The organism is Ferribacterium limneticum (genome assembly GCF_020510625.1).
GTDB lineage: Bacteria > Pseudomonadota > Gammaproteobacteria > Burkholderiales > Rhodocyclaceae > Azonexus > Azonexus limneticus_A.
In genome coordinates, this window is the sequence record NZ_CP075191.1 from 3,712,040 (window position 1) to 3,727,220 (window position 15,181).

General features: G+C 56.0%; 17 protein-coding genes. 16 read left to right on the plus strand and 1 reads right to left on the minus strand.

Annotation, left to right across the window (positions count from 1 at the left end; all coding sequences use genetic code 11):
• Positions 1 to 2 precede the first annotated feature (2 nt).
• The 8 genes from thiL to KI617_RS17870 all read left to right on the plus strand — a co-directional run bounded on the left by thiL (position 3) and on the right by KI617_RS17870 (position 6,946).
• The gene (thiL, locus tag KI617_RS17835; protein ID WP_226448591.1) at positions 3 to 980 is read left to right on the plus strand and encodes a thiamine-phosphate kinase; all 978 of its coding nucleotides are present in this window, start codon (positions 3 to 5) and stop codon (positions 978 to 980) included.
• Positions 964 to 1,449, plus strand: coding sequence for a phosphatidylglycerophosphatase A family protein (locus tag KI617_RS17840; RefSeq protein WP_226448593.1), 486 nt, complete (start codon positions 964 to 966; stop codon positions 1,447 to 1,449). Before thiL ends, KI617_RS17840 begins: the two co-directional genes overlap by 17 nt.
• A gap of 55 nt (positions 1,450 to 1,504) precedes the next feature.
• Positions 1,505 to 1,777, plus strand: a complete 273-nt coding sequence (locus tag KI617_RS17845; protein WP_226448594.1) for a type II toxin-antitoxin system HicA family toxin — start codon at positions 1,505 to 1,507, stop codon at positions 1,775 to 1,777.
• Positions 1,778 to 2,595: 818 nt separating this feature from the next.
• Positions 2,596 to 3,174: a recombinase family protein gene (locus KI617_RS17850; RefSeq protein ID WP_226448596.1), complete on the plus strand. Its 579-nt coding sequence runs from the start codon at positions 2,596 to 2,598 to the stop codon at positions 3,172 to 3,174.
• Between the two features lie 417 nt (positions 3,175 to 3,591).
• Positions 3,592 to 4,206: a BRO family protein gene (locus tag KI617_RS17855; RefSeq protein ID WP_404826743.1), complete on the plus strand. Its 615-nt coding sequence runs from the start codon at positions 3,592 to 3,594 to the stop codon at positions 4,204 to 4,206.
• A gap of 1,194 nt (positions 4,207 to 5,400) precedes the next feature.
• Positions 5,401 to 5,853, plus strand: a complete 453-nt coding sequence (gene rnhA / locus KI617_RS17860) for a ribonuclease HI (RefSeq protein ID WP_226448600.1) — start codon at positions 5,401 to 5,403, stop codon at positions 5,851 to 5,853.
• A 69-nt stretch (positions 5,854 to 5,922) separates the two neighbouring features.
• Complete coding sequence (locus KI617_RS17865) at positions 5,923 to 6,141, plus strand: hypothetical protein (protein WP_226448602.1); 219 nt, start codon at positions 5,923 to 5,925, stop codon at positions 6,139 to 6,141.
• Positions 6,116 to 6,946, plus strand: coding sequence for a hypothetical protein (locus tag KI617_RS17870; RefSeq protein ID WP_226448604.1), 831 nt, complete (start codon positions 6,116 to 6,118; stop codon positions 6,944 to 6,946). Before KI617_RS17865 ends, KI617_RS17870 begins: the two co-directional genes overlap by 26 nt.
• 109 nt (positions 6,947 to 7,055) lie before the next feature.
• On the opposite strand, the gene KI617_RS17875 is transcribed toward KI617_RS17870, so the two are convergent.
• Positions 7,056 to 8,657: a DUF6538 domain-containing protein gene (locus tag KI617_RS17875; protein ID WP_226448606.1), complete on the minus strand. Its 1,602-nt coding sequence runs from the start codon at positions 8,655 to 8,657 to the stop codon at positions 7,056 to 7,058.
• Positions 8,658 to 8,934: 277 nt separating this feature from the next.
• On the opposite strand from KI617_RS17875, the gene KI617_RS17880 reads away from it, so the two are divergent.
• From KI617_RS17880 to KI617_RS17915, 8 genes are all read left to right on the plus strand, one after another.
• Entirely contained in the window at positions 8,935 to 10,074 is a 1,140-nt protein-coding gene (locus tag KI617_RS17880; RefSeq protein ID WP_226448608.1) for a tyrosine-type recombinase/integrase, read from the plus strand.
• 22 nt (positions 10,075 to 10,096) lie between these two features.
• Positions 10,097 to 10,261: a hypothetical protein gene (locus tag KI617_RS17885; protein ID WP_226448610.1), complete on the plus strand. Its 165-nt coding sequence runs from the start codon at positions 10,097 to 10,099 to the stop codon at positions 10,259 to 10,261.
• The gene (locus KI617_RS17890; protein WP_226448612.1) at positions 10,254 to 10,466 is read left to right on the plus strand and encodes a hypothetical protein; all 213 of its coding nucleotides are present in this window, start codon (positions 10,254 to 10,256) and stop codon (positions 10,464 to 10,466) included. The genes KI617_RS17885 and KI617_RS17890 overlap by 8 nt, the downstream gene beginning before the upstream one ends.
• A gap of 630 nt (positions 10,467 to 11,096) precedes the next feature.
• The gene (locus KI617_RS17895) at positions 11,097 to 11,333 is read left to right on the plus strand and encodes a helix-turn-helix transcriptional regulator (protein WP_226448614.1); all 237 of its coding nucleotides are present in this window, start codon (positions 11,097 to 11,099) and stop codon (positions 11,331 to 11,333) included.
• A 13-nt stretch (positions 11,334 to 11,346) separates the two neighbouring features.
• Positions 11,347 to 11,829 (plus strand): hypothetical protein, encoded by a 483-nt coding sequence (locus KI617_RS17900; protein ID WP_226448616.1) that lies wholly within the window; start codon positions 11,347 to 11,349, stop codon positions 11,827 to 11,829.
• Positions 11,819 to 13,906 (plus strand): AAA family ATPase, encoded by a 2,088-nt coding sequence (locus tag KI617_RS17905; protein WP_226448618.1) that lies wholly within the window; start codon positions 11,819 to 11,821, stop codon positions 13,904 to 13,906. The genes KI617_RS17900 and KI617_RS17905 overlap by 11 nt, the downstream gene beginning before the upstream one ends.
• 449 nt (positions 13,907 to 14,355) lie before the next feature.
• Positions 14,356 to 14,559 carry a hypothetical protein gene (locus KI617_RS17910; protein ID WP_226448620.1) on the plus strand — a complete coding sequence of 68 codons (204 nt, stop codon included), beginning with the start codon at positions 14,356 to 14,358 and terminating at the stop codon, positions 14,557 to 14,559.
• Between the two features lie 9 nt (positions 14,560 to 14,568).
• Entirely contained in the window at positions 14,569 to 14,952 is a 384-nt protein-coding gene (locus KI617_RS17915; RefSeq protein ID WP_226448622.1) for a phage pre-tape measure protein, read from the plus strand.
• Positions 14,953 to 15,181 lie beyond the last annotated feature (229 nt).

Here is a 15,181-nt window from a genome sequence, read left to right on the forward strand (position 1 = left end):
CCATGCCTGGCGAATTCGCACTGATCGACAAGTATTTCGCCAGGCCGACGCCATCGGCCGTCCTCGGCCCCGGTGACGACTGCGCCCTGCTCCAGCCCTCGCCGGGCAAGCAGCTCGCCGTCACCACCGACATGCTGGTGGCCGGCACCCATTTTCTGCCCGACACCGACCCGAAGAATCTCGGCTGGAAAGCGCTGGCCGTCAATCTCTCTGACCTCGCCGCGATGGGTGCCCAGCCGCGCTGGGTGACGCTGGCCGGCTCCTTGCCCACCGTCAATGAGCCATGGATCGCAAAATTCGCCGAAGGCTTCTTTGCCTGCGCCGCTGAATATGGCGTCGATGTCGTTGGTGGCGACACGACCAAGGGGCCGCTCAACCTCTGCATTACCGCCATGGGCGAAGTCGAACCCGGCCAGGCGCTGCGCCGTGATGGCGCCAAAGTCGGCGACCAGATCTGGGTGTCCGGCCGCCCCGGACTGGCCAGCCTTGGTCTCGCCCACCTGCAAGGCAAGATCCAGCTCCCCGAACCGTGGCCACGGCTATGCGTCGGCGCCCTCGAAAAGCCACGCCCGCGCGTTGCCCTTGGCTTGGCGCTGACCGGCATCGCCAGCGCCGCCATCGACGTTTCCGATGGACTGCTGGCCGATCTCGGCCATATTGCCGAACGCTCCGGCTGTGCTGCGGCCGTCAAGCTCGTCCAGCTACCGCATCTGCCCAAAGGCGAGAGCTACGACGCCGACCTGCGGCGTATCGCCCTCGAATGCCAACTGGCCGGCGGCGATGACTACGAACTCTGCTTTACGGCGCCGGGGACGCAAAGCCTCGCCATTGCCCAGATCGCTGCCCAGCTTGAACTGCCGCTGTGGAATATTGGCGAGATGACCGCCGGCAAAGCCGGCGACGTGATCGTCTTCGACCCGGATGGCAAGCCGGTCCAGTTCGACCACAAGGGATACGACCACTTTGGCACAGAAGCCTAATCTCGCCTTCCTGCTCGCCCACCCGGCGCACTTTTTTGCGCTCGGCTGCGGCAGCGGGCTGGCCCCGAAGGCGCCCGGCACCTTCGGCACGCTGTTCGCGTGGATCACCTTTGCCCTGTTCCACAGCTATTTCGGCGACTTCCAGCTGCTCTTTCTGTTGGCTGCGGCCTACCTCGGCGGCATCTGGTTCATCGACGTCACCGGCAAGGCGATTGGCGACCCTGACCACGGCAGCATCGTCTGGGACGAAATCGTTCCCTTCTGGCTGGTCCTGCTGATGACGCCGGATACCTTCTTCTGGCAACTGGCCGCCTTCGCACTGTTCCGCTATTTCGACATCACCAAGCCGCAACCGGCCCGCTACTTCGACGAGCACGTCAAGAACGGCTTCGGCGTCATGGCCGACGATCTTGTTGCTGCCGGGTACACTTTGCTGTCACTGGCCCTGCTCAAGCTCATTTTTGCCTGACGCCTGCGTGCCACAGGCATAGAATATTGGGGTTCTCAACGCTTGGAGCTTCATCATGAGTCACAAGCATGCCCACCTGATGCGCAGCATCTTCCAGGACCCGCCCTCGGCGAATATCCACTGGCGCGAAATCGAATCGCTGCTCCACCACCTCGGTGCCGAAGTCGAACCCTCGCACGGCGCCCGCTTCAAGATCACCCTGAACAAGGTCGAAGCCTTCCTGCACCACCCGCATAACAGCAGTACGTGCAGCAAGACGGACATCAAGACCATCCGCGAAGTGCTGAGCCATGCCGGCGTGACACTGTCGACGTACGAAACCAAGTAGCTCGGGCGGCCAGTAAATTTCCGTACGAAAAGCGAAAAAGCCACCGAAAAGGTGGCTTTTTCATGAATCCTTGGTGCGCCCGACTGAATTCGATAGGCGTCAATAATTCATCTGTCTAATCAATACCTTGCACCTCTGAACTGCGGCCTCTGTGTAACAGTACTGTGTAAGCACTATCAACACGTATTCAGTGTAGCAGTTCAGAATGTTCAGCGAAAATTTACGAGGGGTCCATCCCTTTCGTCGTCCCTGTGAGTTACCCCCGGTGGGTAGGTCCATCTAGCTGGGCCTATCCGTACCGTTCTTTCGGGCAGCTTTTCGCTCTAAAGCAAACGCCGTGAAGGTTGCCTCTGTCTCCTGCCGGACGCCTCTAACCCAACCATCTGCGTATGCTTGTGAGTAGCCCAATGACAGCGCCTTGTCACCAATCTGCCTGAGATGCGCGACACACATACCCATTGCCGTGCGAACTATGAGGCCCACATCATCCGAACCGTCTATCAGCAAGCGAAGCTGTCCCGCAAGGCAGCCTTGATACTCGGCCTCCTGCGACTGAAGCACCTTTCGATCATCAGGAGTCATTCGAGTATGAGCACACGCAGTAACCAGCAGAAACAACGAAAGCACTGCGAGAGAAGCGACACGGGACATTTAGCACCTCCAAGTAATGAGGGAATCATAACCGAACAGGCCACCGTACCCTTGCCATAAAACGGCCATTTACTGACACCTTTCGGGAGACTGTCACAAATATAGCCTTGCCAGTTAATGACACATCGTGTTAGCCTGACACCGTTTTGTGACAAATGGAGTCAGCCATGAGCCGTGTATTTGCCTATGCCCGCGTATCAACCGTGGAGCAACTTACCGAGAACCAGCGCGAGCAGATAGCTCAGGCTGGATACCAGATTGAAGAGCGCCGTTACGTTGAGGAGAAGGTAAGTGGCAGTGTCCCAGCCCACCAGCGCCCCGGCTTTGCCCGCCTGCTTGATCGCATCGAGGCCGGGGATACTGTAGTCGTCACCAAGTTGGACCGACTGGGGCGGGACAGCATTGATGTTCAGCAGACCGTGAAGCTCTTTCAGGGCCGAGGGGTGCGCCTAGTGGTCCTCCAACTGGGCAACCTTGATCTAACCAGCAGCGCCGGGGAACTCATGGTCAAGATGCTGGCAGCCGTGGCTGACTTCGAGCGGGACTTGATTATTGAGAGAACACAGGCGGGGCTGGCCCGTGCCAAGTCTGAAGGTAAGCGACTGGGACGCCCAACGAAGACCACCGAGAAGGAACGCCGCGAGATTACCGAGGCGCTAGGCAAGGGTGCGACTGTGAGTGAGGTTGCCCGGACTTATGGCATCAGCCGGGCACTTGTTCACAACATCCGGGACGCCCAGCTATAGCACCTTTGCGGCAGACCACCCTATATCCGATATAGGGGTGCCGGTTTTACAGCATCCGCAAGCAATACAGTTTTAGTACCCGCGCCTGTTCCCGGCAAGCGTTCATCTCCTGCAACGGCGTGCGCAACGGATTCGTGCTGGTATAGCGAAAAGGGTGCTGAAGGGCCATCACCAGAGCAACCAACTTGGGATCAGGGCTACGAGCCGCGATTGTGTTCAATACGTTATGCACAGTACGGCGGGGCTGCAATGCTCCAAGTAGCTCAATCACGGCGGAGTAGTGTTCGTGTTGGCATTGCATAGCGTGCTCCTCAAGATCAAAGATAAGCAGTCTCCGGGTTCATCGCTGCAAAACAAGGGTAGAGGTTTGCAGCCTCCAGCATCCGTGTGGTGACCCTAGAGGGGAACCCGTGGTTCGTGACTGCGGATGTCTGTGAGGTGCTAGGCTTCAAGGAACACCGAGGAGGCGGATACTCGCATCACCTCTTCCGTGTTGATCATAGCGAGAAGGTATCGCTGCGCCGCTCAGACATCCCCAACGATTCGATGGGGGTCTTATTTGGTAAGCAAGTGGCCCAGCTCTCGCTCATCTCTGAGTCAGGGCTGTATAAACTGGTCCTCCGAAGCCGCACACCTCAAGCACTCGCCTTCCAAGACTGGGTAACCAAGGAAATCCTCCCGAGCATCCGCAAGACGGGCTCCTTCGTGACCGGCCAGCCGAGTCTGGTAGAGAACCCGCAGATGTCCGCTCTGGAGCTGGCAGCTATCCACGCCCCCGCTCAGTTCTTTGCGCTCGACTCAACCAAGGCACTTGTGGCCGAGCTGAAGCAGTCTCCAATTTCGGAGATTGACCCCGTTCAGTCCATCCGTGGAGGCGCCGCTCCGGGCTCCTTCGTCTGTAAGGAACTGGTGTATGCCTACGCTATGAGGATCAGCGCCAGCTTCCAGCTCAAGGTCATCCGCTTCTTCGACACCCTCCAGACTCAAGGTATGGTATCCACAATACGATTACGCATAACTCATTGTATTTAATTGCTTATATCACAAATATTCGACTGTATACAGCCCCATATCATGTGACAGAGTGGCGTCTTTCATCACCAACCCACGAAAGAACGAACCATGACACTCGACATCAATATCTCCGCCCCCTTCCGTTTCTCCCTGCAAGCATCTACCGGGCACCTGTCCATGTTCTGGGGACGGACTGAGCGTGGCTTCGCTCTTGAGTCTGGAGCGGGCACAAACCCGAGCGGGAAGATTGTCGAGGTGTGGCGTAACCCCGGCTGCGGGAGCCTCAACGTATCAGCCTTCGGTCTGCACCTGATTATTGCGAGTGGTGAGAGCGCTACACCGGCAAGCGCAGGGGCCTGAAACAAGCCCATTCAGAACATCCGTAGGACCGCTATTTGTGGTCCTTTTCTTTTGCACCTTGGATGACCTCAGGACACCCTCCAGAACGCACAGGTAGGCCGCGTGCAGGGCTTTTGATGGCACCTGAACGAATGTATGCCAATCAGCATAAAACGTGCTCAAACAGCGACGCAGCAGCGAACCGGCGCAGATTGCTGGAAACGCTTGCACTGCAAGGCTTTTGCTGAAAATCGATGGGTAAACCCCGCCTATAGCATAAAAAGCGCGCGAGAGCGTTCGCCAATGTGTTCTTTTGTGGCGTGTTTTCGGCTGAAGCAGGAATCAGCGCCATTTATATCAATCTTGTAGAAAGCAGAAAATGAGTAATAGGCAACAGAGCAGGACGGGCACCCGCCGAGTCCGCAACCAACTGGTTATCCCTGCCACGGCACCCAGCGCGGTGCCCGACGTGGAGACCAGGAAGGACCAGGCCGCAGCTACGTTAATGCGAGGGCTGGCGCAATTCAGTAGCGCCCTCCTTCAGTACCTGCCGGACCAATCAGAAGCCCCGGCAGATGATTCCGGTCAGAGTAATTACGTGGCTCAGACTGCAAGCATGCAGAACGAACGGGATAGGTTAGTAGCAATGCAGCCATCCCATCAGGCCAAGATGCGGCAGGACTTCTTGGACGCTGCGGCAGCCATGAACCCACTGGTGTTTAACTCCGAAGCGTGGATAACGCAGGGGGCGCGGCGTGTTGGCGCTCAAGAGGCTGGCGTCAGTCCGGGAATTCGATATTCCGGAAGCCCGTGGAGCCGGTACGAGAACGGCAGGGAAGTGGAGGACACAACCACCGTCAGGCTGGGTGCGCAATGACCGCTAGCACTGATAACCCGGTACTGATCTACACGGGTGCAGCCTGCAAAGGCAATCCCGGCCCCGGCGGCTGGGGTGTAGTCCTCTCAATTAATGGGCACACCAAGGAACTGTGCGGCGGGTTGTTCTGGACAACGAATAACGAAATGGAACTGACCGCAGCTATCAAGGCCCTTGAGGCCCTGAAGAAGCCCCTGCCGGTACGCCTAATCACAGACTCTCAGTATGTCGTTAATGGGATGACCAAGTACCTGAGCGACTGGAAGGCACGGGGCTGGAAAAAGTCAGACAAGAAACCAGTAGCCAATGCCGAGATGTGGCAGCGCCTTGATGAGTTGGCAACTGTGCATCAAGTGGAATGGGTCTGGGTGCGTGGTCATTCTGGCGAGGCTGGCAATGAACGGGCAGACCAGTTAGCCAACCATGGCATCAGCAAGGCCTGCCAGTAGCGCCAACAAGATGCCCCCGAGGCAAGCCCTTGGGGTGTCCGCAAAACAACCATTTACGAAAGCAGATCAATGATTCATCCCAACAACAGCGAGCAGTTAGTATTTCGGCAAGTCGCTTTCCCAGTGTCCGCATTCGATTACCTGAAGGACTACCAACGGGACATCGAACGGCAGACCGGCCAGCGGCTTAACAACAATCAGATATTGGCCCGCATCTTGGCCGAACATCGTCAATCAAATGTAGATAGTGAAGAACATGGACATGCTGGAAGCACGCCGAGAACTTGAACAATCCATCAGCAAAGGGAAGCCCGCCCCCAGCAGCGAGGGGCTGCCCAAGGCTCTGCACTTACATGACATCAGGGAAAAGCGGGCACTGTTCCAGCACAGGACACCGCAGGCGTTCGCCTCCGAAGCACACGTAAAAGAACTCAGCAAGGCACCCTTGGCAGGTAACACGCTGGATGCCCTGACGGTGTTCTGGGGTGGTTCAGGATGGGTGCTCATAGATGGCCATCACAGGCTTGCTGCATACCGCAAAGCTGGGTGGGGCAAGGAAATCCCGGTGCGATGCTTCCCCGGCACTCTGGATCAGGCCATCGGGCACGCAGGCAAGGCGAATGCCGGCGCAAAGCTAATGATGAGCAGGAGTGAGAAACAGGGAACAGCGTGGCGGCTGGTCTGTGGAACGAAACTTTCCAGAGCCGCAACCGTGGCGTCATCCTGCGTGTCTGACGGTGTAGTTGCAGAGATGCGGCGCGTGCGGGATAAGCTCACGATTGGGCTGGGTCGGCCATTGGAGGAGGTAGCTGCGCTTGCATGGTGGCAGGCCCAGCGCGAGGCTGCCGGGAGCGCTCAAGAGGCGGAGATGATCGACGAGGAAGCACGCATCGAGAAGGCGGCACAGGACATAGCCAATAAGCTCGTCAAGGCCCTCGGCAGGTCGCAACAGCTACGCCGGGGAATTCTTGCCCGTGCCCTTGATATTTACGATGGAAGCCTTCAGGGCTACCTACGGGAACAGTGGGGCGACGGCGGGCCAGAGGAAGGCCTTGGCGATGACCCAGACCAACCGAGGAACCCCGACTTTTAGCACCGATGGAACCCAGAGGAGAAACTACCAGATGAACGGTAGGACATCCTCTGGGTGTGCATCGTTAGGGGTGTGCAAATGCACAGGTAACATTCTCTGCATCCGTCCCTCATCCCCTATTTTTGTGGAGATGCGACAGGTCTAAGCCGTCGTAATGCAGCCTCTCCACGGCAGAGATGAGCGGTGACAATGGGTAGAAAGTCCCACCGTAACCCTCACCCGAATTGGGTGTCGCGGACCCATGCCCAGTCAAGGCATCATGCACCTGAAGCTGTATATCGGAATCCCTACAGGCATCCTTAAATCCGTGCCGGAAACTGTGGAAGACTTTGCGAGTGTCTTTTATCTTCACAACGTCCCGCAGGTAACGCCCGAACCATTGCGACCACGTAGCCGTAATGTTGCCCTGCCGGGTTCTCTCCAAGAGTGGGAACAACTGGCCATCCCCAGACTCCTTTACAGATTCCCAGTAATCCAGCAATCCGCATTTCACCAGTATGGGATGAACAGGCACCCAGCGACGGCTGACCTCAGATTTCTGTGTCTGCTCATCATCTGCATCCGTGGTGAAGTAGAAGATATGGACACCCCGCTCAAGCTGTATATCCGTGGTCATTAGCTGCCCAATTTCAGACAGACGGGCACCAGAAAAAAGGGAAATGAGCGGAAGCCAGAACGATGCCTCTCCACGGCCACCAACGGGGCGTGCCCCTTGGGTGAAAACACGCGAAGCGAACAGCGCCGAAAGGTCCTCTACTGAAAACGGTAGGCGGGACTTTTTGGCCACCTTCGGCATATGCACCTTAACGCCAGTCGTGGGATTCAGTGGCAGCTTGTCGTTTTCGACTGCCACCGAGAACAAGCCACGCAAGAGCCCGAGATACTTCCTAACCGTGGCTGGCGCTTTGCCCTTGGCTAGCTGATCGTCCTTGAAGGAAACAACATCCGCTTTAGTCATCTTGGAGGCGAGAAGCCCCGGCTTCAGTTCGGCCAGCCATGTAATGATGGATTCCACCTCCATGATAGTGCGAGGCCGAGGGGCTTTCTGCGTTTGCCAGTACTCCCGCAACGCGGTGAAGGTCATACCCTTTCCGATCAATTCACCCCGGATGATGCCAGCCTCAACCACTGGCGTCTCAACCACTGCGCCTTCATGGCGTAACGTCAGAGCATCTAACGCTTTCCGATAGGCTGCCTTCATAGCCACCATCAAGGGTACGAAGGAGGGTGAATCCTTGGCCACTTTCAGTCCGTAGCTCCCAGCGAAGTCCTCTTCTTCAAAGGTGTCACCCAAACGCGAGCGGCCAGCATCGAAAGCTTCAGCAGCAGCCACCACATCCAATGAGTGCGCTTTGTTCTCCCATTTCCGGTCAGACAATCCACCTTCAGCGGCTGCTTCCAAACGAGCCTCTTCGTCCTCTTCAAGGAGATGCGCGTAGTACATCGCGGCCATGCGGTCGATTTCCTCGCGGGTCAGGTCTGTCGCTGGGCCAGCGCTCTGCATGGCGAGGATATGGGCGAATTCTTGATCGAGCTGGAGAGTGCGCAGACGAGCAAGGCGGAGTGCTTCGGCCTTCTCACGTGTCCGTAGGGAGACTACCAGTTCATCCCTGCCGTAATGCTGGCGCAGAGAGGCCGGAACCCGCAAGCGGTGGTAGTAAATTGGCCCTCGTTTAACGAGGTGCGTCTGGTCTTTCAAGTTGATTCCCATCCCTGAATGATACCGGCTGTGTAACAGCACTGTGTAACAGTTCAGAAAGCTGGAACCTTGAAAAGACGAGGATAGCCGAAATGGCAACCCTTTAGAGAATATTGGTGCGCCCGACTGAATTCGAATCAGTGACCCCTGCCTTCGGAGGGCGGGATTTAGTGTTTTTCTAGGTATAACGAGATACAACTAATCGTTGTAAATCAAACATTTGATGCCTATTGAAGTATTATATTGTTCAGGGTAGACTTTCCGTACAGATTCCGTACGGAAAAACGCCATGGCAAACACTATCGACAGCAAGAACAAGCGCGACCGACTCGCCCCCAGGCGTGAACCGTATTGGGAATTGCTCAAGAAGGGTGCCGCGATTGGTTATCGCCGGCTTGAAAGCGATGGCGAAGGAACTTGGATTGCCCGTTGGCGTGACGACGAGGGAAAACAGAAATACCGGGCGCTAGGCAACTTCAAGGAATTCGACGACGCAGCCAAGGCTGCACGCGCTTGGGTGACTGCCTGCGAACAGGGCGCATCCCCCAAGGTGACGACAGTCAAAGAGGTTTGCGAAACCTATGTCGACGCCCTGAAGGCCGAAGGTCGGACAAGCACCGCCAAGGATGCAGAAGGCCGATTTAGCCGACTGGTCTACGAGGCCACCATTGGTAAGCTGGCAATCGACAAGCTCAAAACCTCGAACGTTCAAAAATGGATGAATGATCAGATTGACGATGACGACGAAGCAGACGAGGAAGACATTCGGCGATCCAAGGACACCGCAAACCGCAATCTAGCCACTTTCAAGGCCGCGCTAAATCTCGCCCTGAATAATCGCTTAGTTGCCACCGATGCCGGATGGAAAACCGTTAAGGCATTCCCGAAAGTTGGTGCCCGTAGGAAAGATGCTTTCCTTGGCATGGAACAGCGCACCGCCCTGATGAAAGCCTGTCCGGATGACTTGAAGTTGCTGGTCAAGGCAATGCTACTAACCGGAGCACGCCCCGGCGAACTAGCAACGCTCAACGCATCCGACTTTGACAAGCGCCTTGGATGCCTGACACTCAAAGGTAAGACAGGCGCGCGTACCGTGGCAATCTCAACGGCTGCAGCCGCTTTCTTCGCTGAAGTCGGCAAGGACAAAATTGCAGCCGCCCCCATGCTGGCAACCTCATACGGTCAACGCTGGAACAAGGATAGCTGGAAGAAGATTTTCAAGGAGGCCGTCGACGCCGCAAAGCTACCGAGCGCCGTTGTCATGTACAGCCTTCGCCACACGGCAATCAGCGAAATGATTTTAGCCGGGATGGATAGCTTCATCGTTGCCAAGTTGGCCGGGACATCCGTTGCCATGATCGAAGCGAACTATGGACACCTTAAGCACTCAGTTGTGACCGCAAAACTCGACGCTGTAGCAATGCTGTAAATCCACCGAAGGAGAAACCCGTATGACCGAAACAACGAATGACAAAGACATCGCCGCCCCAGAACTGCCAACTCAGGACGAGATGGATGCAGTAGAAGAAACATTGCGCGAAACCAACGACTTAATCGAGCAACTCGAAGACCTTTGCAGGACATACAAAGCCGCAGGAGGGGAAGGCCATGACTAGCAACAACGAAATTCCACTTCCCATTATGCGTGCGGCACTTGATGAGGTTTACCGGATTGCCGAGGCGTTTTACCTCATGTCAGGCGGCATCATTCCTGAAGGTTGCAGCTTTTCCCGCTCGCTGGGAGAGTTGGCCGAACACTGCTATTCATGTGCCTCAATTTTCTATCTCAACGAATTGAACCGTTGCGACTCGACAGCCTAAGTAATGACCAAAAAGCGGACCATTACCCAGGCTATCGAAAATCTGATCCGAGGGGGCACCTCTAACGCGGTTCCGCGAATCACTGAGCACAAGCGAACAGGCAGGCCAACCAAAGAAGCCGAATATATCGCCATGTTCGCTAACTTTCAGATGTGCCGACCCGACATAACCGGGGCTAGATCACTAGAAAGTGTACGGACGATGGCCGCAACGCTGTTGCACCGTGGGAATCCTGATGCCGTTGAGGATCAAAACCGGAACGCAAAACGAGACATAGGAATAGGCGAGAGATATTTACATGGCTATCTAGACCCCATCGTTTTCGCAGGTGACGAACGCGGCAACGGACGCTCATGTTTAATGCTTCAACATGAGCACGAAGGGCTTAAATCGGTCATTGAGTATCGAGGGGATGGCCTTGTAGACGTGTTGGGTTTTGGCTGGCTATGTGAGTGGGGCGAACGCCGAGCGCGCTATGGCCTTATCCAAAGCCGTGGTTTGGACGAACAACATACATCGTTTATTACCGTATCCCAGGGGGTCAAAAAGTAGGGGGTTTTTGACCCTTATTAGCACCGACTAAGTTCTATTAAATACATCTCTGTGTTCAACCATTTAGGAGGTACAGAGATGCCCAACAGCAAGAAAACCAAAACGAGCGCCATTGATTACAAGCTGCCTGTTGAGGGGTTTGTCAGGATGGAAGGCGTTCGAAAAGTCATTCCAATGTCACGTTCAGCAATATTGGCTGATATCGATGCGGGGCGATTCCCTCAACCGGTTCACCTAGGCCCTAGGCGTGTCGGTTTTCGAGTCGAAGAAATCAGGGCGTATATCGCCGACCCTGCAGCCTTCAACGGCCTGTGAGGGAGTGACGCAAATGACCGGCAATAGAAAAAGGGCCAATCCGTCAGATGGCCCCTCTCCCTCATACGTACTAACCGGCAAGACGAACAATATTGTCACTCGTAATATCGAGTCAAGTTTTTTGACTGTTTTTGCATATCGAATAATCAATAACCAAACCGAACATCAAACTGACCCTGCACATATGCCGGCAGCGGTAGCCGCAGGGCGGTTAATCGATGACCTGACGCACCTTTTCACCTCGTACAACGGTGCCCCCAAACCCCGCAAAACATCGATTGAGCAGCTAACCAGCAAGATCAATCGGGCTATAAGCGAGATGGTTGAAGGACACATACGCGGGGTACACGTCAGCTTCCCTATTGGCTGCGAAATGGCTACGTACGGCTTGCGCAATTGCGATGCCGACGGGAACACGTCGACACTCACAGTAGAAGTGAGTCGGAACGGCAGGATCAGCGAGCGATACAGTCAAGGAGGCAACCATGCCAACTGACACGTTGACCGTACTCAGGCACCCGAGCATTCCACAATCAAAGACATGGAAGGCGGACGGGACTATCGAGGCACACGGAAAAGGGAAAAATTACACCCTGGAAGCCCGCAAGGTCGACGGAATTCACACCCTGTCGACTGTGTTGACTGAACTCGAAGCGGATTCACATGCTGCCGTAATCCGTGGGGGCTATATAGGCCACAAGCACGCAAAAGCCGAATACCCGGAAGACTTCGAAAGCGGCAAGGCGCTACGGCGGAAATCGCTTTTTCGCGATGATCCGCACCACTGGTTAATGATCGATGTCGACGGGCACAAGACAGACCGTGACGCGATGGTCGACCCGGTCGGGGCTGTCCGCGAATGGGTTGAAACCAAACTGCCTAGCCAGTTTCACGGGGTATCAATCCACTGGCAACTTTCAGCCAGTTTCGGGCACCACACAAAGGACGGACTACGCGTTCACATTTGGGCATGGTCAAAAACGCCATATCGGAGTGAACAACTGCGCCAATGGGCAACCCGTACCGACTTCGAGGGCGATTCCTCGCTGTTCGACACGATCCAATTGCACTACACAGCCGCCCCCGTATTCGAGGAAGGCGTCAACGACCCTGTGACGCGCCGTAGTGGCTTCCTGGCCGGTGAGTTTGGGGACGTGGTCAACCTCGTCATTTCGGACGACACAGGCGACGGTATGCCCGTCAGTCGTCAACATAAAGTTCACGACGCCTGGAGCAACGACCCTACCGCTCAATGGTTGATCAAGTCGCCCTATTTCAAGTCCTACGGGAAAGATGGGGGGCTGAATGTTGCCTGCCTACTAGCTGACGAGCACTCGTCAGAGTCGGGAGAATCGTCAACCGTCTATTACCCGGCGCACACAAACGGATACCCGCACGGGACTTTCGTTTGCCTTCACACGCACGGCGCGGAAAACGGATTCAATCGCCGCTGTTTTGCGAAGTTGCGGGAGTTGGGCATTGATGACACGGATGACGTGTTCACGTCTCTCGACAACACGGTCAACCTATTGCGTGCCGACCAGATCACCCCCGAGGCTATCCGGTGGCTTTGGTTGGAGTGGTTGGCGCAAGGGAAAATGATCCTGACGGCTGGTTCACCTGGAACCGGCAAGACCACACTAGCCATGGCGATGGTTGCAACCGTGACGAGGGGCGGAAAATGGCCGGACGGGAGCACATGTGAACGAGGGAGCGCGGTTGTCTGGTCTGGCGAGGATGACCCGAAAGACACCCTAGTTCCTCGCTTGCTGGCGTCCAATGCTGACCTTTCCCGCGTTCATTTCGTGGTCGACGCCATTGGTCCCGATGGTCCACGCCCGTTTGACCCGGCACGTGATATGCCGCTGCTACAGTCGCAAGTTGAAAGGCTTGGTGACGTTCGCTTGATCGTTGTTGACCCTATCGTTTCAGCCGTTGCCGGGGACAGTCACAAAAATGCAGAAGTGCGGCGCGGCTTGCAACCACTGGTCGACCTTGCCTCGAAAATCGGTGCTTGCTTGGTCGGAATTACCCACTTCACCAAGGGCACGAGTGGACGCGACACGACAGAACGTGTGACAGGTTCACTAGCGTTTGCCGCCCTCGCCCGTGTGGTGTTGGCAACCGCCAAGGATCACACCTCAGGTGACTACCTGCTGACCCGTTCGAAGTCGAATATCGGACCAGATGGGGGCGGGTTTCGCTACAGCCTCGAACAGGTCGACATCGCTAATCACCCTGGCCTGACAGCTAGCCGTGTGAATTGGGGCGAGGCGGTCCAAGGTAATGCGCGTGAACTGATTGCCGCAACTGAAGGTGAACAGACGGCCAAAAATGCGGACAGCGCCGATGGTTGGTTACGTGACCTTTTGACCCTTGGCCCCATGAAAGCGGTCGACGTTTATGAGTGCGGCGCGTCACAAGGTTATGCCGAACGGAAACTACAGCGAGCCCTGAAGAAAATAGGCGGCGTATCAGAAAAACCCGGTTTTCGTTCCCCGGCGTGGTGGAAATTACCCGGATGCGAACATTCCGACGATGACGGAATGTCGGGAGACGACGGTGAACTCTAACCCGACAGTCTGTCGCCTTTGTCGGGATTGGGGCGAAACACGATCAAACGCAATCGCGACAGCAAACCCGTCACACCGTACACGTGTCGGGATTGTCGCCTTTGTCGGGATTGTCGGGACTGTGAACAACCAATCCCGACAAAGGCGACAGTCCCGACAAAGACGACATAAAAATTGTATCGAGACACCGTGTCGGGATTGGCATAGGTGCCCTAAGAGAATCGGCAAATTCTTTGAAACCGGGACTCTGCGTACCCGCACTCACCTGATCACCCAGGCCAAGGACCCAAACCTTACACCGCGATTATGTGATCCATAAACCGCCTGACCTGCTGCCACTCGTGCAGCCGTAGAACCGCAACCCCGTCACACCGTAAATCTGAAATTCCATTCAACAGGGAAGGCCACCGGCTTGCCCACATATCCATACAACATCAAGGAGTAAGACCATGAACAACTCAACCAACCAACCCGACCGACCGCGTCAACGTATTGCTGCTGTTGATACAGCCAGCCTTCACGCGCTCAAAGCATTTGCCGCCCGTGAGGGTCTGACCCTAGTACCGGCCAAAGACCAGACACCGGGGGGCGGGTTTCGGTACAGCCTCGAACAGGTCGACACGACCGCCCCCAAATCGACCATGGCCGTCTAAGGGGGCACCATGTCATTCAACGACTACAAACCGCAAGAAATCATCCTTGAGACGTCGACCGGCAATATCACCTTGCGAGGGATCAACGCGGACGACCTGACCGGCCTTATTCAACGTCACGGCGCACTAATCGAGACATGGTTCGAGGGTGAGCCTGACCCGATGCAGACGATCAACAAAGCGCCTGCCCTGGTTGCCGACATGATTGCATGTGCTGCAGGCGACCCACAGTCGGTCGACATCGCGGCAAAGATGCCTATCGGCCTACAGATTCGCGCCATTACCGCCGTTTTCAAATTGACCTTCGAAGAGGTCGACATGGGAAACGTGTTGCGGCTGTTCATGCTTCGTGCGGGAACGGGGCAGCCGATGACGACGAACCGCGATACCTGACCATTTACCGGGGTACTCGCCGCGATGTCTCGCTGTTGCTTGAAGCAGGCCATGCCGCCGCAAGGCGGTATTCCCTGGCAACCGTGTGGACTGAAGCCGAGATCATCCGACACCGACAAGCCGGGAGAAAGAAGCTAGACGCCGTGGTTATGCAGATGTGCATGGCGGCTGTCATCTCGGAAAAAGGCGGTAAGCAACTCGAAAACTTTATCGCAACGCTCAACGTGTG